This window comes from Streptomyces sp. NPDC006512 (assembly GCF_040611935.1).
GTDB lineage: Bacteria > Actinomycetota > Actinomycetes > Streptomycetales > Streptomycetaceae > Streptomyces.
The window spans coordinates 1-20,292 of sequence record NZ_JBEXPG010000077.1; the positions used below are offsets into that span (position 1 = coordinate 1).

The following is a 20,292-nucleotide window of genomic DNA, read 5'->3' on the forward strand; positions in this document are numbered from 1 at the left end:
GCTCGTACTGGACGTACCTCCGTGGTCCGACAACGCGGAGAGGTGCCGTGCCGGGCGTCGCGACCCGGTGGACCTTTCCGGTCACGGCACTAGGCGCGGAAGACCGGTGGGCACGGCCCGGCGACGAGCGCCGGAGCCGTGCCCACGGTCATGCGGGGATCAGCGGGTGATCCGTACGCGTTCCGTACGTGACGCGTTCCGTACGTGATCAGGCCCGGTAGGCCGTCCACATGCTCTTCATGCGCGACACCTGGCCGGCCGTGAACTGGTACATGCAGGAGTCGTACGTGTAGTCCATGAAGTTGTGGATCGGGTCCGCGCCGCTCGCGGTGCAGGTGTCACGGCCCGTGGGGCACTCGAAGGCCGCGCTCTTCTCGGCCGGGGTGTCGGAGACGGAGTCGCCGCTGCCCGAGCAGCCGCCCTGGAAGGTGTGGTAGAGCCCGAGCCAGTGGCCGACCTCGTGGGTGCCGGTGTCGCCCTCGTTGTAGTTCGCGGAGGAGCCGCCGGGCAGTGAGCTGTTGAGCAGGACCACGCCGTCCATCTTGGGCTGGGAGGCGTAGGAGCTCGGGAAGGTCGCCCAGCCGAGCAGGCCGCCGCCGAGGTTGGCGGTGTAGACGTTCAGCGCGTTCTTGCCGCCCTTGCGCAGGGTGTTCTTCATGTTCTTCTCGGCGGTGGTGCCGTCCGAGACGTTGTACCAGGTGGCGTTGTCCGTGTAGTCGGTACCGGCCAGGGTGAACTGGAAGCCGGAGTTGACGTTGCCGGTGCCCTGGCCGCCGTAGGCCGCGTTGAGGACCGCGATCTGCTTGCCGATGTCGGTCGCGGTGAGCTTCCCGGCGGTGCCGTTGTGGATCACGTGGAAGTAGACCGGGATGTTCGTGGCCGCCGCGGCGGCGCCCGCCCGCATGCCGTCGAGCTGCTGCGGGCCGAGCTGGCCGAGCTTCTTCTTCAGGTCGGCGTCCATGGCCTTGACCTGCGCGTCCGTGACCTCGTTGGGGTCGGCCGCGTGCTCGTCCTTCGGGCGGGCGACGCGGGCGTTCGCGGACCCGGCCGTCGCGCCCTCCTCGGCGCAGACCTCGGCGGGGGTCTGGGCGGCGGCCAGGGTGGTGGGGGCGGAGAGCGGGGCGAACGCCAGGGTTCCGGCCAGGACGGCCGTGCCCATGAGGCGGCGCCGGAGAAGGGGGGATATGCGGGCAACAGCGCGCACGTTGACTCCTCGCGAAGCGTGGTGGGGGGTGAGGGATCTCCTCACGCTGGCCGGAATCTTACGTGTGCATGTCATTCAATTGACAAGTACCCGGAAGTAAAAATCTTGTTGCCAATGATGCGGATGGGGCGCCTGGTATGCACCAGGCGCCCCATCGGACAAGAGAATTGACGGTCTGTCAGTTAACCGGGTGGTCGGTCCGCTCCACCTTCTGCGTGCCGTTCAGCGTGCGGTACGAGCGGGCCCAGGAGGAGGTCGCGTCCGGCCGGCGCTTGTCCGAGACCACGTGGTAGTCCATCTGCGCGCGCTCGGCCGTGACGTCCAGGACGCCGTATCCGTGAGCGTCCATGTCCAGCCACTTGACGTGCCAGTTCGCGGCCTTGATGGCCGATTCGGCGACCAGCGAGAGCGTGTCCGGCAGCACGTGGAGGATGTCGTCCACGTTGTCGGAGGTCACCGAGGTCACCACGAACTCGGTCGCCGCGCTGCCCGATCCCGGGTACGTCGCCTTCTGCACCGGGACCTCGTTCGCCCACGCCATGTGGATGTCGCCGGTCAGGAACACCGTGTTCTTGATGTTCCGGTCCTTCAAGTGGCCCAGGAGCTCCTTGCGATCGTCGGTGTAGCCGTCCCACTGGTCCACGTTGGCCGCGATTCCACCCTCGGGCAGCCCGAGCAGCTTGGTCAGCGGCTTCAGCAGGTGCGCGGGCAGCGCGCCGAAGGCCACCGGCGAGATCATCACCGACGTGCCGACCAGCTTCCAGGTCGCGTTCGAGCTCGCCAGCCCCTGCTTGAGCCAGTCCAGCTGCGCCCGCCCGGTGAGCGTGCGCTCCGGGTCGTCCACCGAACCGCTGCCCACCTTGACCTGCTGCGAGCGGAAGGACCGCAGGTCCAGCAGGTGCAGGTCGGCGAGGGTGCCGAAGCGCAGGCGGCGGTAGACGGTGCCCGCGACGGAGGTGCGTACGGGCATCCACTCGAAGTAGGCCTGCTTGGCGGCGGCCGCACGGGCCGCCCACTCGCCCTCGGCCCCCGGGGTGTGGTTCTCGGCGCCGCCCGCCCAGGCGTCGTTGGCGAACTCGTGGTCGTCCCATATCGCGACGATCGCGTGGGCCGCGTGCAGCGCCTGGAGGTCGGCGTCGGTCTTGTACTTGCCGTGCCGGACGCGGTAGTCGGCCAGGCTGACGATCTCGTGCCGCGGCTCGTGCGCGCGGACGGTGTACTTCGCCTCCGGGTACCCGCCGCTCTGGTACTCGTAGATGTAGTCGCCCAGGTGCAGGACCGCGTCCAGGTCGGCGCGGGCCGCGAGGTGCCGGTACGCCGAGAAGTACCCGGACTCCCAGTTGGCGCAGGAGACCACGCCGAAGCGCACCCCCGGCGTGGTCTCGTCGTGGCCCGGCGCGGTCAGGGTGCGGCCGACGGGGGAGACGGTGGCGCCGGCGGTGAACCGGTACCAGTAAGGGGTGTGGGGGCGCAGCCCGCGCACGTCCGCCTTGACCGTGTGGTCGGAGACGGCGCTCGCGGTGACGGTGCCGCTCGCCACGATCCGGGAGAAGGCCTTGTCCTCGGCCACCTCCCAGCCCACGGCCAGGGCCGGGCCGAGTCCGGAGCCGGGGACGGCCTCCGGGCCCGGGGTGACGCGGGTCCACAGCAGGACCCCGTCGGGCAGCGGGTCGCCGGAGGCGACGCCGTGCAGGAAGGCGGGTGCGGACGTCGCCGCGTGGGCGGCCGGGGCGCCCAGGGCGGTGATCGGCGCGAGTGCGGCGGTGGCCGCTGCGGCGAGGACGACCGAACGGCGGCGCGGGTGCGCCGGGCGCGCGGCGGAGCCGGCGGAGGGGGTGAGATGACTGGTCACGGACAATCATATTACTGATCGGTACACCCGTGGGAACAGCCCTGGGAAGGCAACGGGCGGGCGAACTCCAGGAGTTCGCCCGCCCGTGAGCGGTCGTGCGGCCGGCGGAGGGTCAGCCGGCGAGCGCCTTGTCGAGCGCCGCCGTGAATGCCTCGGGCGTCTGCGGGGTCTCGATCTTCTTGCCGTCCATCTTCAGCGTCGGGGTGCCCTTCACCTCGGACTTGTTGAAGGCCTTCGACATCTCCAGCGCCCACCGGTCGTACGTACCGTCCTCGACGGCCTTCTTGAACTCGGCGTTGCCCTTGAGCGCGGGCACCGTGTCCGCGACCTTGAGCAGGTAGTCGTCCTTGGCGAAGCTGTCGACGGTCTCCTCCGGGTGCTGCTCCTTCGAGTAGAGCGCGCCCTTGTAGTCGAGGAAGGCCTGCGGGCTGACGTTCAGGGCGGCGCCGAGCGCGCTCAGCGCGTTCTTCGAACCCTCGCCCTTCACGGCGTTGTCGATGAAGGTGGCCCCGAAGTACTGGAGCTTGTACTTGCCCGCGTCGACGTCCTTCTTGACCTGCTCGCCGACCGCCTGCTCGAACGAGGCGCACGCCGGGCAGCGCGAGTCCTCGTAGAGCTCCAGGGTCTTCTTCGCCTCGGGCTTGCCGATGACGACCGTGGTGCCGTCCTCGCCGGTGGTGTTCGCGGGCTTCACCAGGGTGGCCTCGGCGGCCTTGTCCCAGTAGCCGGGCTCGTTCGCCTGCACGACCGCGTAGCCGACGCCGCCCGCCAGCGCCAGGACGCCGACGACGGCTCCGGCCACGACCAGCTGCCGGCGGGCCCGGTCCTTCTTGGCCTGCTTCTCGCGCTCGATCCGCAGCTTCTCGCGGGCCGCCGCCTTGTTCGCCTGGCTGTTGCGTGCACTCATGATGATCTCCGTGGGATGTGAAGGGTCGGGGGACTGCCGTACGTACGTCAGACGCTCACGAGCGCCGCGCGTACGGGAGGTCCCCGCCGTCCCACGGAATGTGCGGGGAATCGCGTACGGGTCCCCGTGCCCGCGACCGGCGGACGCAGCGCCCGCCGGGCCGTGCCGGAGGCCACCGACACCGCGGCCACCGCCAGCAGCAGCGGCCGGAACGCGGCGCCGGCCACCGCGCGCAGCAGCCGGGCCAGGGCCCGCTCGCCGCCCCGCAGCCAGGCCGCGGCCAGCACCCCGACCGTGACGTGGGCGCCCAGCAGCAGCCAGGGCGTCCACGGCCCGGGCGCGGCGAGCAGCGCGGCGGGGTCGCTGCCGGGCGCGGCCACCTCGGCCAGCGGCCCGCCCACCGGAGTCCCGCCGCACAGCGCGTCCAGGCCCATCGCGCGCAGCGGCCCGGAGACCGGACCGCCCGCCGGGCCGTAGCAGAGGTGCTGCCCGGCGGTGAAGACGGTGTCGGCCGCCAGCTCCAGCGGTACCAGCAGCGCGGCGATCGGTCCGAAGCCGCGCTCCCGGCCCGCCAGGGCGAAGGCGATCACGAACACGCCCGCGAAGGCGCCGGCCACCAGCGCGGGCGGCAGCGGCACCCGGGACATCAGCACGTGGGACCCGGCCGAGAGCAGCACGACGAGCGCGCTGAACAGCGCGGCCCTCAGCCCCCGGAGTCCTGCCCCTGATACGTCCATCGTCGCGAGTGTGCCATGACTCCCTGTGAAGCCGGGCCCTGGGCCCCGGACACCGTGGGGACCTACGACGTGATCCGGCCGTTGCGGAACAGGTCCACGAAGATCTGGTGGTCGGCGCGCGCCCGGGCCCCGTAGGCGTGCGCGAAGTCCACCAGCAGCCGGGCGAAGCCCTCCTCGTCGGCGGCGATCGCCGCGTCGATGGCGCGCTCCGTGGAGAACGGGACCAGGGACTGGCCGCTCTCCGCCGCGTCGGCCGCCGCGTGCATGGTGGCCGTCGCCCGCCCGAGGTCGGCGACGACCGCCGCGATCTCCTCCGGGTCGTCCAGGTCCGACCAGTCCAGGTCCACCGCGTACGGGGAGACCTCCGCCACCAGCTGTCCGGCCCCGTCCAGCTCCGTCCAGCCAAGCCAGGGGTCGGCGTGCGCCTGGAGCGCCCGCTGGGAGATCACCGTGCGGTGGCCCTCGTGCTCGAAGTACTCCCGGACGGCCCGGTCGGTGATGTGCCGGGACACGGCGGGGGTCTGCGCCTGCTTGAGGTAGATCACGACGTCGTTCTCCAGGGCGTCGCTGTGGCCCTCCAGCAGGATGTTGTAGGACGGCAGGCCGGCCGAGCCGATGCCCACGCCCCGGCGGCCGACCACGTCCTTGACCCGGTAGGAGTCCGGGCGTACGAGGGACTCCTCCGGCAGGGTCTCCAGGTAGCCGTCGAAGGCGGCCAGCACCTTGTAGCGGGTGGCCGCGTCCAGCTCGATGGCGCCGCCGCCCGCCGTGAAGCGGCGCTCGTGGTCGCGGATCTCCGTCATCGAGTCGAGCAGCGAGAACCGCGTGCGCGAGCGGGCCGCGCGCAGGGCCGACAGCAGCGGGCCCTCGGCGGTGTCCAGGGTGAAGGAGGGGACCTCCTCGTGCTTGGCGCCGGCGGCCAGGCGGTGGATCCGCTCCCGGTAGGCGCCGGCGTAGATCCGGACGAGCTCGCTGATCTGCTCGTCGCTGAGGGCCTTGGTGTAGCCGATCAGGGCGACGGAGGCGGCGAAGCGCTTGAGGTCCCAGGTGAAGGGGCCGACGTACGCCTCGTCGAAGTCGTTCACATTGAAGATCAGCCGGCCTTCGGAGTTCATGTACGTGCCGAAGTTCTCGGCGTGCAGATCGCCGTGGATCCAGACCCGGCCGGTCCGCTCGTCCAGGTACGGGCCGCCGTGCCGGTCGCGCTCCAGGTCGGCGTAGAACAGGCAGGCGGTGCCCCGGTAGAAGGCGAACGCGGAGGCGGCCATCTTCCGGAATTTGACCTGGAAGGCGGCGGGGTCGGCGGCGAGCAGCTCGCCGAACGCGGTGTCGAACACATCGAGTATCTGCTCGGCGCGCTGCTCGTCGGTCGTCTCGGGAACCGCCATGGCGGATGCCTCCTGGTGGCGCTGGGTGGATCGCTGGTCGATCGCATTCCGGACAGGTGTCCTTGGCTCTGCAACGGATGAAGGTACCCGTCGGTGCCCCGGATGTGTCAGCCGGGAGACGTAGGATTCAGAGCTGCCGCCCCTCTCTCCCCCCGGAGGACTCCCACCGTGACCAAGCCGCCGTTCACGCACCTGCACGTCCACACCCAGTACTCGCTGCTGGACGGTGCCGCGCGGCTGAAGGACATGTTCAACGCGTGCAACGAGATGGGCATGACGCACATCGCCATGTCCGACCACGGCAACCTGCACGGGGCCTACGACTTCTTCCACACCGCCAAGAAGGCCGGGGTCACGCCGATCATCGGCATCGAGGCCTACGTGGCCCCCGAGTCCCGGCGCAACAAGCGGCGCATCCAGTGGGGCCAGCCCCACCAGAAGCGCGACGACGTCTCCGGTTCCGGCGGTTACACCCACAAGACGATCTGGGCGGCGAACGCCACCGGGCTGAACAACCTCTTCCGGCTGTCCTCCGACGCGTACGCCGAGGGCTGGCTCACGAAGTGGCCGCGCATGGACAAGGAGACCATCAGCAAGTGGTCGGAGGGCCTGATCGCCTCCACCGGCTGTCCCTCCGGCGAGCTCCAGACGCGCCTTCGCCTCGGCCAGTTCGACGAGGCCCTGAAGTCGGCTTCCGAGTACCAGGACATCTTCGGCAAGGACCGCTACTTCCTGGAGCTGATGGACCACGGCATCGAGATCGAGCGCCGGGTCCGCGACGGGCTGCTGGAGATCGGCAAGAAGCTCGGCATCCCGCCGCTGGTGACGAACGACTCGCACTACACGTACGCGAGCGAGGCCACCGCCCACGACGCCCTGCTGTGCATCCAGACCGGCAAGAACCTCTCGGACCCGGACCGCTTCCGCTTCGACGGCACCGGCTACTACCTGAAGTCCACGGACGAGATGTACGCCATCGACTCCTCGGACGCCTGGCAGGAGGGCTGCGCCAACACGAAGCTCGTCGCGGACCAGATCGACACCGAGGGCATGTTCCAGTTCCGGAACCTGATGCCGAAGTTCGACATCCCGGACGGCTACACCGAGGTCACCTGGTTCCGCGAGGAGACCATGCGGGGCATGCACCGCCGCTACCCGGCGGGCATCCCGGACGACCGGATGAAGCAGGCCGAGTACGAGATGGACACGATCATCTCGATGGGCTTCCCCGGCTACTTCCTCGTGGTCGCCGACTTCATCATGTGGGCCAAGAACCAGGGCATCGCGGTCGGCCCGGGCCGAGGCTCCGCGGCCGGCTCGATCGTCGCGTACGCCATGGGCATCACCGACCTCGACCCGCTCACCCACGGCCTGATCTTCGAGCGCTTCCTGAACCCCGAGCGCGTCTCCATGCCCGACGTCGACATCGACTTCGACGAGCGTCGGCGCGTCGAGGTGATCCGGTACGTCACCGAGAAGTACGGCGCCGACAAGGTCGCCATGATCGGCACCTACGGCACCATCAAGGCCAAGAACGCGATCAAGGACTCCGCGCGCGTCCTCGGCTACCCGTACGCCATGGGCGACCGGCTCACCAAGGCCATGCCCGCCGACGTCCTCGGCAAGGGCATCCCGCTCTCCGGCATCCTCGACCCCACGCACCCCCGCTACGGCGAGGCCGGCGAGATCCGCGGGATGTACGAGAACGAACCCGACGTGAAGAAGGTCATCGACACCGCCCGCGGCGTCGAGGGCCTGGTCCGCCAGATGGGCGTGCACGCCGCCGGCGTGATCATGTCCAGCGAGACGATCACCGACCACGTGCCCGTCTGGGTCCGGCACTCCGACGGCGTCACCATCACCCAGTGGGACTACCCGAGCTGCGAGTCGCTCGGCCTGCTGAAGATGGACTTCCTCGGCCTGCGCAACCTCACGATCATGGACGACGCCGTCAAGATGGTGAAGGCCAACAAGGGGATCGACATCGATCTCCTGGCCCTCCCGCTCGACGACCCCAAGACCTTCGAACTGCTCGGCCGCGGTGACACCCTCGGCGTCTTCCAGTTCGACGGCGGCCCCATGCGCTCCCTGCTGCGCCTGATGAAGCCCGACAACTTCGAGGACATCTCCGCCGTCTCGGCCCTGTACCGGCCGGGCCCGATGGGCATGAACTCGCACACGAACTACGCCCTGCGCAAGAACAAGCAGCAGGAGATCACCCCGATCCACCCGGAGCTGGAGGGCCCCCTCGAAGAGGTCCTCGCGGTCACCTACGGCCTGATCGTCTACCAGGAGCAGGTCCAGAAGGCCGCCCAGATCATCGCCGGGTACTCGCTCGGCGAGGCCGACATCCTGCGCCGCGTGATGGGCAAGAAGAAGCCCGAGGAGCTGGCGAAGAACTTCGTCATCTTCGAGGAGGGGGCCAAGAAGAAGGGCTTCAGCGACCAGGCGATCAAGGCGCTGTGGGACGTCCTGGTCCCCTTCGCCGGCTACGCCTTCAACAAGGCCCACTCGGCCGCCTACGGCCTGGTCTCCTACTGGACCGCCTACCTGAAGGCGAACTTCCCGGCCGAGTACATGGCGGGCCTGCTCACCTCGGTCAAGGACGACAAGGACAAGTCCGCGATCTACCTGAACGAGTGCCGCCGCATGGGCATCAAGGTGCTCCCGCCGAACGTGAACGAGTCCGAGCCGAACTTCGCCGCCCAGGGCGACGACGTGATCCTCTTCGGGCTCACCGCCGTGCGCAACGTCGGCCAGAACGTCGTCGAGTCGATCATCAAGACGAGGAAGGCCAAGGGGAAGTTCTCCTCCTTCCCCGACTTCCTGGACAAGGTCGAGGCCGTCGTCTGCAACAAGCGGACCGTCGAATCGCTGATCAAGGCCGGCGCGTACGACGAGATGGGCCACACCCGCAAGGGACTCGTCGCCCACCACGAACCGATGATCGACAACGTGGTCGCGGTCAAGCGCAAGGAGGCCGAGGGACAGTTCGACCTCTTCGGCGGAATGGGTGACGAGAGCGGCGGCGACGAACCCGGCTTCGGCCTGGACGTCGAGTTCTCCGACGTCGAGTGGGAGAAGTCCTACCTGCTCGCCCAGGAGCGCGAGATGCTCGGCCTCTACGTCTCCGACCACCCGCTCTTCGGCCTGGAGCACGTCCTCTCCGACAAGACCGACGCCGGCATCTCCCAGCTGACCGGCGGAGAGCACTCCGACGGCGCGGTCGTCACCATCGGCGGCATCATCTCCGGCCTCCAGCGCAAGATGACCAAGCAGGGCAACGCCTGGGCCATCGCCACCGTCGAGGACCTCGCCGGCTCCATCGAATGCATGTTCTTCCCCGCGACCTACCAGCTCGTCTCCACCCAGCTGGTCGAGGACACCGTCGTCTTCGTCAAGGGCCGCCTGGACAAGCGCGAGGACGTCCCCCGGCTGGTCGCCATGGAGCTGATGGTCCCCGACCTGACCTCGGCCGGCACCAACGCCCCCGTCGTCCTCACCATCCCCACCGTCAAGGTCACCCCGCCGATGGTCACCCGCCTCGGGGAGATCCTGCGCCACCACCGGGGCAACACCGAGGTCCGGATCAAGCTCCAGGGGCCGCGGACCACCACCGTGCTCCGCCTCGACAAGCACCGCGTCCAGCCCGACCCGGCGCTCTTCGGCGACCTCAAGGTGCTGCTCGGCCCGTCCTGCCTGGCCGGCTAACGGACGTCAGCGCGCCGTACGGGCGTCACCTCGCCGTACGGGCGTCAGCGCGCAAAGGAAGGGGCTCGGCCGGCACCGCCGGTCGAGCCCCTTCCCACACCGCACGCGGAGGCGTCAGTTGTGGCCGAACTTCTTCTGCTTGCCCTTGCGCGCCATGTCCAGCGGGCTCGGGGACGGCGAGACCGACTCGCCCTGCGGCTGCGCCGAGCTCTTGCCCGGATCCTGCGCCGCCGTGCGCTCCTGCGACTTCGCGGGCTGCTTCTGGTTCTTGTTCTTGGCCATGGGATGCCTCCGTGGGGGTGTAGGGGCCAGGGCCGCCTTCACACTCACACAGCACCACAACCCGCGCATTTTGGATCATTACTGCGCGTAGTGGCGGATCTCCCGGCCGCCCCGGGAGATCCGCCACGCCGATGATCGAGTTCCGGCCTTCAACGCCCTTGCGGTCGGGCAGACTCGGGGAAACCCAATCGAGGACCCCCAGGGAAGAGGGTGGAACGCGTGGACCGCTGCGTCGTCCTGGTGGACGCCGGGTACCTGCTCGGCGCCGCCGCGAGCCTCCTCGCGGGGGAACCCTCCCGCTCCCGCATCACCGTCGACCACGCCGCCCTCATCCAGGGCCTGCGCGAGCGGGCCGAGGCCGACACCGAACAGCCGCTGCTGCGGATCTACTGGTTCGACGGCGCACCCGACCGGGTGCCGCAGCCCGAACACCGCCGGCTGCGCGTCATGCCCCGCGTCACCGTCCGCCTCGGCGCCCTGACCCGCAGCGACGGCCGCTGGGCACAGAAGGGCGTCGACGCCGCCATGCACGCCGAGCTCACCGAACTGGCCCGCAACCGAGCCTGCTCCGACGTCGTCCTGGTGACCGGCGACGGCGACCTCCTGCCCGGCCTGATGTCCGCCAAGGAACACGGCGTCGCCGTCCACCTGTGGGCCGTCCAGGCCGCCGACGGGGACTACAACCAGTCCGAGGACCTCGTCGCCGAGGCCGACGAACGCCGCGTCCTCGACCGCGCCTGGATCACCCGCGCCGTCCGTGCCCGCGACCTCACCGGCCTGTGCGCCCCGGCCCCCGCACCGCGCCCCGAGATCGCCGCGATCCTCTCCGCGCCCCTGCCCGAGGCCGCCCTCGCCGAGGCCGCACGCAACGGCGCCCCGCCCGCCACCGGGACCGCCGCCAACGGGACGCCCGTACCCGCCCCCGCCGCCGAAGGCGCCAAACCCGTACCCACCCCCAAGGACCTCGCCTCGCTGCGCGCCCCCGGCCCGGCCCAGCCGGCCGCGGGAACCCCCGCGCAGAACGCGCCCGCCCCCTCCAGCGCCCTGCGCTGGTCCTCCGACAAGGGCTGGATCGACCGCGCAGGCCCCCTCGGCGAGCCCGCCGAGACCGCCTCGCTGCCCACCCTCGCCCAGCTCACCAGCGCCGAACAGCGCTGGGCCGACCGCGAGGAGGACATCACCACCGTCGGCGGAGACCCCTTCGAGGTGGGCCAGGTCTTCGCCCGCCGCTGGATGGAACGCCTCCCCGAGACCGTCCACCTCCAGAAGCTCGCCACCATGTACCCGCGCGTCCCGCACCGCATCGACGGGGAGCTGCTGCGCTACGCCGCCCGCTTCGGACTGCTCGCGCACAAGGACGACCAGATCGACGAGCACGACCGGTACGCCATCCGGGCCGGCTTCTGGCGGGAGATCGACGTCCGCGCGGCCGCCGAGCACGTGAGCGGCGTCCCGGGCGCCGGGAGCGCCCCGCCGCCCCCGGGCCCGGCGACCCCGGCGGCCGGGTAGGGGCGAAAGCCGCGTAGGCTGCTCCCTCGTGAGTACGGGCACAGCACAGGCAGGGCACACCGAGGCGGCAGCCGCGGGAGCGGCCTCCGACGTGGTCTGCGCGGTGCGTGACCTGGTCAAGACCTACCCCGCGGTCCGGGGCCGGCGAGGGGCCCCCGCGCTGCCCGAGACCCGTGCCACCGACGGGATCTCCCTGGAGGTCCGCCGCGGCGAGGTGTTCGGCCTGCTCGGCCCCAACGGCGCCGGCAAGTCCACCCTGGTCCGCCAGCTCACCGGCCTGCTCAGGCCCGACACCGGCTCCGTGACCCTGCTCGGCCACGACCTCGTGCGCCACCCCGAGCGGGCCGCCCGGCTGCTCGCCTACCTGGGGCAGGAGTCCACCGCCCTCGACGAGCTCACCGTCTCCCTCGCGGCCGAGACCACCGGCCGCCTCCGCGGGCTCGGACTGCGGGACGCGCGGGCCGCACGGGACGAGGTACTGGAGGAACTCGGGCTGACCGAGATCGCCGGACGGGCCCTGAAGAAGCTCTCCGGCGGCCAGCGGCGCCTCGCCTGCTTCGCCACGGCCCTGGTCGGGGAGCGGCCGCTGCTGGTCCTCGACGAACCCACGACCGGCATGGACCCCGTGGCCCGGCGGGCCGTGTGGGCGGCCGTGGACCGGCGCCGCGCCCGCCACGGCGCCACCGTCCTGCTCGTCACCCACAACGTCATCGAGGCCGAGACGGTCCTCGACCGGGTCGCCGTCATCGACCAGGGCAAGGTCATCGCCTGCGACACGCCGGCCGGACTCAAGGCCATGGTCTCCGACGAGGTCCGCCTCGAACTGGTGTGGCGCACCGCCCCGCCGCTGGACGTCCCCGAAGTCGCGGCGCTCGCCCCGACGGCCGCCGAATCGGGCCGCCGCTGGGTGCTGCGGCTGCCGCAGGACGAGGCGCGCGCCGCGGTGGCCGCCGTGACCGGCGGCCCGGCCTTCGCCGCCCTCGACGATTTCACGTTGGCCACGCCGAGCCTGGAGGACGTCTACCTCGCGCTGGGTGGACGGATGAAGGGTCTGGTCAAGTCGTGACCACCGCTGTCGTTCCCGGGGTCCTCGCACCCCGCGCCCGGTTCTTCCCCGCGCTCGCCGCCGTCTACCGGGCCCAGCTGTCCCGGGCGCGGGTCGCGCGGATCCCGCTGCTGTTCGTGGCCACCTTCCAGTCCGTCGGCATCATGATCCTGATGCGGGGCGTGGTGGACGGGGGCTCCGAGGCGCGGGCCGTCGTCGCCGGATCCTCGGTGCTCGTCGTCGCCTTCGTCGCCCTGAACCTGCTCGCGCAGTACTTCGGGCAGCTGCGGGCCGGCGGCGGCCTCGACCACTACGCCACCCTGCCCGTGCCGCCCGCCTCCGTGGTGCTCGGCGCCGCCGGCGCGTACGCCTCCTTCACCCTGCCGGGGACCCTGGTCACGGCCGTCTTCGGGAGCCTGCTGTTCGGGCTGCCGATGGGCGGCCTGTGGATCCTCGCGGCGGTGGTGCCGCTGGCCGGGGCCGCCCTCGCCGGGCTGGGGGCGGCGCTGGGGCTGCTCGCGCCGCGCCAGGAGCTGGCCACCCTGGCCGGGCAGCTGGGCATGTCGGCCGCGCTGCTGCTGGGGGTGCTGCCGCCCGAGCGGATGCCGGACGTGATCGTGTGGGCGCGGGACCTGCTGCCGTCCACGTACGGGGTCGAGGCCTTCGCGGAGACCTTCGCCCCGCACCCCGACTGGGCGGCCGTCGTCCTCGACCTCGGGGTGTGCGGCGCCGTCGGAGTACTGTCCCTGGCCCTGGCGACGTGGGCGTACCGCCGGGCGGCGGTCCGCTGAAGCCGGTGCCGGGCGTACCTGGCACGATGTGGGGGTGACCGAAGCCGTGACCCCGCCGCCGTCCCCGTACGACCCGCCGACGCACCCGCCCGCGGCGGAGCGGGCGGACCAGCCCGGGCCGCATGACCGGCAGGACCGTACGGACCTGCCGGAGCCGCTGGACGCCGAGGCGCCCTCGAAGCCGGGCGCGGCGTCCGCGGGCATCACCCCCGCGGACGTCCGTGACGGGGCCGCCGTCACCCTCGTGGTCGGCGTGGCCGGTGTGGTCCTCGGGCTGCTGTGGGCGTGGCTCGCCCCTCGGGTGCAGTACGTCTCCAACGGGGAGGCCGTCTTCCTGCGCGACACCGAGAGCGAGGCGCGGATCGGCGCCGACGGCACCTTCTTCCTGCTGGCCCTCGGCTTCGGCGTGCTCAGCGCGGTGGCCGTCTTCCTGTGGCGCCGGCGCGGCGGAGTGCCCCTGGTGATCGGGCTGACCGTCGGAGCCTGCTTCGCCTCCCTCGCCGGCTGGCGGCTCGGTCTGCTGCTCGGGCCGGGCGGGAACCTGCCGGCGGCCGCCGCCGAGGCGGGCAAGGGCGTCCCGTTCGACGCGCCGCTCCAGCTGCTGGCCCACGGGGTCCTGCTGGTGTGGCCGATGACGGCCGTCGCCCTGCACCTGGGCCTGACCGCGCTGTGGTCGCCCCGCGAAACCTCCCCGTCCGCCGAGTGGTACGGGACGTACCCGCCGCCGCACGTCCACGCCGACCCGCCGCAGGACGACCCGCGCGACTGACGCGCCGCTCCGGGCCGTGCCCGCGCCCTAGGACCGGGCGATCGCGGCCACCACCGCGCCCGTGAGGGCCGCCAGGTCCGCCGGGGCCAGCTCGACCTCCAGGCCCCGGCGGCCCGCCGAGACGCAGATGGTCGGGTGCGCGGTGGCCGAGGCGTCCACGACCGTACGCAGCCGCTTGCGCTGCCCCAGCGGGGAGATCCCGCCCCGGACGTAGCCCGTGGTGCGTTCCGCCAGCGCCGGGTCGGCCATCGCGGCGCGCTTGCCGCCCGCGGCCGCGGCCAGGGCCTTCAGGTCCAGCGACCCCGAGACAGGCACCACGGCCACCGTGAGGGTCCCGTCCACGTCCGCGACGAGGGTCTTGAAGACGCGGTCCGGGCCCACGCCCAGGGCCTGGGCGGCCTCCTCGCCGTAGGAGGAGTGGGCCGGGTCGTGCTCGTAGGCGTGGGTGGTGAACTCCACCCCGGCCGCGGTGAGCGCGACGATCGCCGGGGTGCCGGCCGGGCCCGCCGGCTTCTTCTTCGCCATCAGTTCGCCTTCACCGTCGGTTCGCGGTCGTCGTCGGTTCGCAGTCGTCAGTTCGGGTTCGTCGGGGAACGGGTCAGCTCCACCGCCGGGAGCGACGGCAGGTGGCGGATCACGGCCGTCTCCGCGCGGAGCAGCTTCAGCTCCTCCGCCAGCCGCGTCGCGGTGTCCGGGGCCTGGAGCAGGCGCTGCTTCGCGGGGATGTCCAGCACGGCCGCGGCCGCCACGAGGTACGACACCACCGACGGTTCGTCCGGCAGCTCGGGCGCTGAGGTCAGGGACCGCTCCCGGGCGCCCGCCAGCCGCTTCTGGTAGCTGCGGAACGCCCGCAGCACCCCCTCGGACAGCGCGCCCGCGCCGTCGCCCGCGTCCTCGGCGAGTTCCTCCAGCTCCGCGACGAGGAAGGGCCCCGAGGCGTCGACCGACAGCAGCCGGACCCGGGTGGTGCCGGTGGCGAGGACCTCGAAGCTGCCGTCCTCGCGCTCCCGGATCGTCGCCGCGTCGGCGACGCAGCCGACCCGGTGGAAGGCCTGGATCGGGTCCGCGCCGAAGCCCGCCGCCGGGCCCCGCTCGGGCAGGGCCGTCTGGTCGGGCAGGCCGGGCGCGGTCGGGGCGACCTCCCGGCCGTCGCGGATCGCGACGACCGCGAAGCGCCGCGGCTCTTCCTCGCCCGTCTTCAGCAGCTCGCGCATCATGGCGCGATAGCGCTCCTCGAAGATGTTCAGCGGCAGCACGAGGCCCGGGAACAGCACCGAGTTCAGCGGGAAGAGGGGCAGGCGAACGGTGGTCACGAGGCACAGGGTAGTGGCCGGACGGCCAGAGCCGTCACCCCCGCCTCAGCAGCCGCGACGCGCCCGCCGCCACCGTCGTGGCCAGGATCCAGCCCAGGACCACCAGGGCCGCCGCGCCCCACTGCCAGCCGCCGGCCGTCTTCCAGTGGCCCTCCTGGCCGAGATCGACCACGGGCAGCAGCAGATCCAGGGCGTACAGGGCCGCGTTCCAGTGCGGGTGCTCGTCCGCCTTGACCGGCTCCGGGGCGTGGCCGAGGAACATCAGGGTGCCCGCCGCCCACAGCACCGCCATCCACAGCGCGGCCCGGCCCGGCCGGTAGCCGTAGACCACCGTCCAGTCCTGGAGGTGCCCCCAGGCCTGGGCGGCCGGGGGCAGGGTGGTCCGGCGCCGGCGCTGCTTGGCCACCAGCACCTCGCGGGCCTCCGCGTCCTCACCGCCGGCCCGCAGCACGGCCGCCAGCCGCTCGTACGGCTCGGGGGAGTACTCGGGGGTGGCCGCCTCGACCCAGGCGAGGCGGCGGGCCAGGGTGAAGTCGCCGCGGGGAGCCAGCGCCTCGTAGACGAACCCCTCCATCGACAGCCGGCCCGGGCCCGGCCAGCTCGTGTGCCGGTCGACCAGTTTGACCACCTTCGCTCCGGACACCACCACCCTGCCCCGCTCGGGAGCCTCACCGACGAACCGGAACTCCGGGGTCTGGATCCGGCGCAGCGAGACCTCCTGGTCCGGGCCGAGGTCGAAGAGGGCCCCGTAGAAGTCGACCGAGTCGCCGAAGCGGCCGTCGTCCAGCCGCAGACCGCCCCGGCACTCGAAGGCCCGCCCGGGCCCGCCCCGCGCGGGCGTCCGGCTCCAGTCGCCCGTCAGGGGGGCCGGATCGGCGCCGCCCGGGGCGAGGGCGATCGACGTCAGGTACAAGGTCCGCTCGACGGTCAGCGTGGGGGCGTTCAGGGCGCGCCCGCCGCCCGGGTGGGACAGCCGGGCCCCGCGCAGGCTCATCGAGGCCCCGACCTTCGCCCCGCGCAGGCTGACCTCCCCGTACGTCTCCAGCATGTCGGCGTGGAAGTCCTGCGCGACCGAGATCCCGTCGGCCGCGACCGCCCGGCCGCGCGCGTCGCCCCGCAGCACCGCGCGGCTGATCAGCAGGTCCGTGCCGATCTGCGCGTCGGTGAGCCGGATCCCGCGCGCCACCCGGGACGACACCAGGTGCAGGTCGCCCTCGGTGTGCAGCCGGGCCGCCTCCACCCGGGGTATCGCGCAGTTGTGCAGCCGGAGCGTGCCGCAGCGCGTCTCGGACAGCTGGACCTCGTCGTCGAAGCGGCACGAGCGGATCTCCACGTACGGGGCCACCGTGCCGCCGGACAGGTCCAGCCGCCCGGTGATCCGCGCCCCGCGCAGCTTCAGGCAGCCCACCCGGCCCGGCACCGGCACCGGACCGGCCAGCAGCAGCAGGGCCACCACCTCGGCCCGCACGGTCCGCTCGGGACCCCACTCCCGGCCGTCGAACGGTTCGTCGTGATCCGCCGGCGCGGAGCGGAAGTCACAGACGGTCCCGTTCCGGAAGGTCTCCCACATCAGCCGTTCGGCGTCGCTCAGGTCCCCCGGCGGCGCGCCCGTCGTCACCTCGGTCATGGCAGCCCCCCTGCTGTCACGTACGTGTAGGGGAACGCTAAGGGGCGGCTGTGACATCCGGGGTGTGTATCAGCCAGTGATACGGGCGAACGGTCGCGGGAGACGGTCTGAGAGAATTGGGACGTGATCTCTCGTATCGACCTGCGCGGTGACGCCCTCCCCGAGGGCGGCGCCCTGCGCGATCTGCTGCCCCGTGCCGAGTTCGACGTAGAAGCTGCCCTGGAGAAGGTGCGGCCCATCTGCGAGGACGTCCATCATCGTGGCACGGCGGCGTTGATCGAGTACGCGCAGAAGTTCGACGGGGTCGAGCTCGCGCAGGTCCGGGTGCCCGCGGAGGCCGTCAAGGCCGCCCTGGAGCAGCTGGATCCGGCCGTCCGCGCCGCCCTGGAGGAGTCGATCCGGCGCGCCCGGATCGTGCACCGCAACCAGCGCCGCACCGAGCACACCACCCAGGTGGTCCCCGGCGGCACGGTGACCGAGAAGTGGGTTCCGGTCGAGCGCGTGGGCCTGTACGCCCCGGGCGGCCGCTCCGTGTACCCGTCGTCGGTCGTCATGAACGTCGTCCCGGCCCAGGAGGCGGGCGTCGAGTCGATCGCGCTGGCCTCCCCGCCGCAGAAGGAGTTCGGCGGCCTGCCGCACCCCACCATCCTGGCGGCGTGCGCGCTGCTCGGCGTGGACGAGGTGTACGCGGTCGGCGGCGCCCAGGCCGTCGCGATGTTCGCGTACGGAACCACCGGACCGGACGGCTGCCCGCCGGCGAACATGGTGACCGGCCCCGGCAACATCTGGGTCGCCGCCGCCAAGCGCTACTTCACCGGCAGGATCGGCATCGACACCGAGGCCGGCCCCACCGAGATCGCGGTCCTCGCGGACTCCACGGCCGACCCGGTCCACGTCGCCGCCGACCTGATCAGCCAGGCCGAACACGACCCGCTGGCCGCCGCCGTCCTCGTCACGGACTCCGCGGAGCTCGCGGACGCCGTCGAGAAGGAGCTGGAACCCCAGGTCGCGGCCACCAAGCACGTCGAGGACCGGATCAAGCCCGCCCTCGCGGGCAAGCAGTCCGCGATCGTCCTCGTCGACAGCCTGGAGGACGGCCTCAAGGTCGTCGACGCGTACGGCGCCGAGCACCTGGAGATCCAGGCCGCAGACGCCGCCGCCTGGGCCGCCCGCGTGCGCAACGCCGGCGCGATCTTCGTCGGCCCGTGGGCCCCGGTCTCCCTCGGCGACTACTGCGCCGGCTCCAACCACGTGCTGCCCACCGGCGGCTGCGCCTGCCACTCCTCCGGCCTGTCCGTGCAGTCCTTCCTGCGCGGCATCCACATCGTCGACTACACGCGCGACGCCCTCGCCGAGGTCACCCACCACGTGGTGACGCTGGCCGAGGCCGAGGACCTGCCCGCGCACGGCGCCGCCCTGAAGGCGCGCTTCGGATGGAAGGTCCCCCAGCAGTGACCGCGGACATCGGGATCGACGACCTCCCCATCCGGGACGAGCTCCGCGGCAAGACCCCGTACGGCGCCCCCCAGCTCGACGTGCCCGTCCAGCTGAACACCAACGAGAACCCGTACGAGCTCCCCGAGGAACTCGTCGCACGGATCGCCGAACGCGTCGCCGACGCCGCCCGCACCCTCAACCGCTACCCGGACCGGGACGCCGTCGAGCTGCGCACCGAGCTGGCCGCCTACCTCACCCGTACCGGCAAGCACCCGGTGGCGCGGGAGAACGTCTGGGCCGCCAACGGCTCCAACGAGGTCCTCCAGCAGCTGCTCCAGACCTTCGGCGGGCCCGGCCGCACCGCGATCGGCTTCGAGCCCTCGTACTCGATGCACGCCCTGATCGCCCGCGGCACCGGCACCGGCTGGATCTCCGGCCCGCGCCGCGAGGACTTCACGATCGACCTCGAAGCGGCTGAGCGGGCGATCGCCGAACACGCCCCCGACGTCGTCTTCATCACCTCGCCCAACAACCCCACGGGCACCGCGGTCGGGGCGGAGACGGTCCTCGCGCTGTACGAGGCCGCCCAGGCCGCCAAGCCCTCCCTCGTCGTCGTCGACGAGGCCTACGTGGAGTTCAGCCACCGGGACTCGCTGCTGCCCCTCATCGAGGGCCGCCCGAACCTGGTGGTCTCCCGGACCATGTCCAAGGCCTTCGGCGCCGCGGGCCTGCGCCTGGGCTACCTGGCCGCGCACCCCGCCGTCGTCGACGCCGTCCAGCTGGTGCGCCTGCCGTACCACCTGTCGGCCGTCACCCAGGCGACCGCGCTGGCCGCCCTGGAACACACCGACACCCTGCTCGGCTACGTCGAGCAGCTCAAGGCCGAACGGGACCGCCTCGTCACCGAACTGCGGGCCATCGGCTTCGAGGTCACCGAGTCCGACGCGAACTTCATCCAGTTCGGCAGGTTCGACGACTCCCACACCGCCTGGCAGAAGATCCTCGACCGGGGCGTCCTGGTCCGGGACAACGGCGTACCGGGCTGGCTGCGGGTCACCGCCGGCACCCCGGCCGAGAACGACGCGTTCCTGGAAGCGGTTCGCGCACTGAAGAAGGAGCAGCAGGCATGAGCCGCATCGGACGGGTCGAACGCACCACGAAGGAGACCTCGGTCCTCGTCGAGATAAACCTCGACGGCACGGGCAAGGTCGACGTGTCGACCGGCGTGGGCTTCTACGACCACATGCTCGACCAGCTCGGCCGCCACGGCCTCTTCGACCTCACGGTCAAGACCGACGGCGACCTGCACATCGACACCCACCACACCATCGAGGACACCGCCCTCGCGCTCGGCGCCGCCTTCAAGCAGGCCCTCGGCGACAAGGTGGGCATCTACCGCTTCGGCAACTGCACCGTCCCCCTGGACGAGTCCCTCGCCCAGGTGACCGTCGACCTGTCCGGCCGCCCGTACCTCGTGCACACCGAGCCCGAGAACATGGCGCCGATGATCGGCTCGTACGACACGACGATGACCCGGCACATCTTCGAGTCCTTCGTCGCGCAGGCCCAGATCGCCCTGCACATCCACGTCCCGTACGGCCGCAACGCCCACCACATCGTGGAGTGCCAGTTCAAGGCCCTCGCCCGGGCCCTGCGCTACGCCGCCGAGTTCGACCCCCGCGCCGCCGGGATCCTGCCCTCCACGAAGGGCGCCCTCTAG

At 71.9% G+C, this 20,292-nt stretch carries 17 protein-coding genes; 8 read left to right on the plus strand and 9 right to left on the minus strand.

Translation table 11 applies throughout. The annotated features are described in order from the left end of the window. Window positions 1–208: 208 nt before the first annotated feature. The 5 genes from ABZZ17_RS35320 to ABZZ17_RS35340 form a co-directional block, all read right to left on the minus strand. Entirely contained in the window at window positions 209–1,159 is a 951-nt protein-coding gene (locus tag ABZZ17_RS35320; protein WP_356882666.1) for a zinc metalloprotease, read from the minus strand. Between the two features lie 223 nt (window positions 1,160–1,382). Further along, window positions 1,383–3,056, minus strand: coding sequence for an alkaline phosphatase D family protein (locus tag ABZZ17_RS35325; RefSeq protein ID WP_356882596.1), 1,674 nt, complete (start codon window positions 3,054–3,056; stop codon window positions 1,383–1,385). A 112-nt stretch (window positions 3,057–3,168) separates the two neighbouring features. Then, window positions 3,169–3,963 (minus strand): DsbA family protein, encoded by a 795-nt coding sequence (locus tag ABZZ17_RS35330; RefSeq protein ID WP_356882598.1) that lies wholly within the window; start codon window positions 3,961–3,963, stop codon window positions 3,169–3,171. Window positions 3,964–4,010: 47 nt separating this feature from the next. Beyond that, window positions 4,011–4,700 carry a hypothetical protein gene (locus tag ABZZ17_RS35335; RefSeq protein ID WP_356882600.1) on the minus strand — a complete coding sequence of 230 codons (690 nt, stop codon included), beginning with the start codon at window positions 4,698–4,700 and terminating at the stop codon, window positions 4,011–4,013. Between the two features lie 62 nt (window positions 4,701–4,762). Then, the gene (locus tag ABZZ17_RS35340) at window positions 4,763–6,088 is read right to left on the minus strand and encodes a DUF2252 domain-containing protein (RefSeq protein WP_356882602.1); all 1,326 of its coding nucleotides are present in this window, start codon (window positions 6,086–6,088) and stop codon (window positions 4,763–4,765) included. Window positions 6,089–6,256: 168 nt separating this feature from the next. Between ABZZ17_RS35340 and dnaE the strand changes: the two genes are divergently transcribed. Continuing rightward, window positions 6,257–9,799 carry a DNA polymerase III subunit alpha gene (gene dnaE / locus ABZZ17_RS35345; protein ID WP_356882604.1) on the plus strand — a complete coding sequence of 1,181 codons (3,543 nt, stop codon included), beginning with the start codon at window positions 6,257–6,259 and terminating at the stop codon, window positions 9,797–9,799. Between the two features lie 114 nt (window positions 9,800–9,913). Here the strand turns inward: dnaE and ABZZ17_RS35350 are convergent, their stop codons facing one another. Beyond that, the gene (locus ABZZ17_RS35350; RefSeq protein ID WP_356882606.1) at window positions 9,914–10,081 is read right to left on the minus strand and encodes a hypothetical protein; all 168 of its coding nucleotides are present in this window, start codon (window positions 10,079–10,081) and stop codon (window positions 9,914–9,916) included. Between the two features lie 210 nt (window positions 10,082–10,291). On the opposite strand from ABZZ17_RS35350, the gene ABZZ17_RS35355 reads away from it, so the two are divergent. From ABZZ17_RS35355 to ABZZ17_RS35370, 4 genes are all read left to right on the plus strand, one after another. Next, window positions 10,292–11,590 (plus strand): NYN domain-containing protein, encoded by a 1,299-nt coding sequence (locus ABZZ17_RS35355; protein WP_356882608.1) that lies wholly within the window; start codon window positions 10,292–10,294, stop codon window positions 11,588–11,590. Between the two features lie 91 nt (window positions 11,591–11,681). Next, window positions 11,682–12,656, plus strand: a complete 975-nt coding sequence (locus tag ABZZ17_RS35360; protein ID WP_356882669.1) for an ABC transporter ATP-binding protein — start codon at window positions 11,682–11,684, stop codon at window positions 12,654–12,656. Next, complete coding sequence (locus ABZZ17_RS35365; protein WP_356882610.1) at window positions 12,653–13,426, plus strand: ABC transporter permease; 774 nt, start codon at window positions 12,653–12,655, stop codon at window positions 13,424–13,426. The genes ABZZ17_RS35360 and ABZZ17_RS35365 overlap by 4 nt, the downstream gene beginning before the upstream one ends. Window positions 13,427–13,460: 34 nt before the next feature. After that, a complete protein-coding gene (locus ABZZ17_RS35370) occupies window positions 13,461–14,195 on the plus strand; it encodes a hypothetical protein (RefSeq protein WP_356882612.1) in 735 nt (244 codons plus the stop codon). A gap of 27 nt (window positions 14,196–14,222) precedes the next feature. On the opposite strand, the gene ybaK is transcribed toward ABZZ17_RS35370, so the two are convergent. From ybaK to ABZZ17_RS35385, 3 genes are read right to left on the minus strand one after another with little or no spacing between them, the layout of a single operon-like run. Continuing rightward, on the minus strand, window positions 14,223–14,720 hold the full coding sequence (gene ybaK, locus ABZZ17_RS35375) for a Cys-tRNA(Pro) deacylase (RefSeq protein ID WP_356882614.1): 498 nt from the start codon (window positions 14,718–14,720) through the stop codon (window positions 14,223–14,225). Between the two features lie 47 nt (window positions 14,721–14,767). Next, a complete protein-coding gene (locus tag ABZZ17_RS35380) occupies window positions 14,768–15,508 on the minus strand; it encodes an LON peptidase substrate-binding domain-containing protein (protein WP_356882616.1) in 741 nt (246 codons plus the stop codon). Window positions 15,509–15,542: 34 nt separating this feature from the next. Then, entirely contained in the window at window positions 15,543–17,135 is a 1,593-nt protein-coding gene (locus ABZZ17_RS35385; protein WP_356882618.1) for an oxidoreductase, read from the minus strand. Between the two features lie 123 nt (window positions 17,136–17,258). Here ABZZ17_RS35385 and hisD point away from each other — a divergent pair, with 123 nt between their 5' ends. Genes hisD through hisB form a run of 3 tightly spaced genes read left to right on the plus strand, consistent with a single transcriptional unit; the run spans window position 17,259 to window position 20,292 of the window. After that, on the plus strand, window positions 17,259–18,590 hold the full coding sequence (hisD, locus tag ABZZ17_RS35390) for a histidinol dehydrogenase (protein ID WP_356882620.1): 1,332 nt from the start codon (window positions 17,259–17,261) through the stop codon (window positions 18,588–18,590). Beyond that, window positions 18,569–19,702 (plus strand): histidinol-phosphate transaminase, encoded by a 1,134-nt coding sequence (locus ABZZ17_RS35395; RefSeq protein ID WP_356882622.1) that lies wholly within the window; start codon window positions 18,569–18,571, stop codon window positions 19,700–19,702. The genes hisD and ABZZ17_RS35395 overlap by 22 nt, the downstream gene beginning before the upstream one ends. After that, window positions 19,699–20,292, plus strand: coding sequence for an imidazoleglycerol-phosphate dehydratase HisB (hisB, locus tag ABZZ17_RS35400; RefSeq protein WP_356882624.1), 594 nt, complete (start codon window positions 19,699–19,701; stop codon window positions 20,290–20,292). The genes ABZZ17_RS35395 and hisB overlap by 4 nt, the downstream gene beginning before the upstream one ends.

Excerpts from the sequence above, each read along its gene's own strand:
- ybaK (WP_356882614.1), bottom strand. The coding sequence starts at position 14,720 with ATGGCGAAGAAGAAGCCGGCGGGCCCGGCCGGCACCCCGGCGATCGTC.
- ABZZ17_RS35335 (WP_356882600.1), bottom strand. The coding sequence starts at position 4,700 with ATGGACGTATCAGGGGCAGGACTCCGGGGGCTGAGGGCCGCGCTGTTC.
- ABZZ17_RS35395 (WP_356882622.1), top strand. The coding sequence starts at position 18,569 with ATGGAAGGTCCCCCAGCAGTGACCGCGGACATCGGGATCGACGACCTC.
- ABZZ17_RS35350 (WP_356882606.1), bottom strand. The coding sequence starts at position 10,081 with ATGGCCAAGAACAAGAACCAGAAGCAGCCCGCGAAGTCGCAGGAGCGC.
- ABZZ17_RS35385 (WP_356882618.1), bottom strand. The coding sequence starts at position 17,135 with ATGACCGAGGTGACGACGGGCGCGCCGCCGGGGGACCTGAGCGACGCC.
- ABZZ17_RS35340 (WP_356882602.1), bottom strand. The coding sequence starts at position 6,088 with ATGGCGGTTCCCGAGACGACCGACGAGCAGCGCGCCGAGCAGATACTC.
- ABZZ17_RS35320 (WP_356882666.1), bottom strand. The coding sequence starts at position 1,159 with ATGGGCACGGCCGTCCTGGCCGGAACCCTGGCGTTCGCCCCGCTCTCC.
- ABZZ17_RS35330 (WP_356882598.1), bottom strand. The coding sequence starts at position 3,963 with ATGAGTGCACGCAACAGCCAGGCGAACAAGGCGGCGGCCCGCGAGAAG.
- hisB (WP_356882624.1), top strand. The coding sequence starts at position 19,699 with ATGAGCCGCATCGGACGGGTCGAACGCACCACGAAGGAGACCTCGGTC.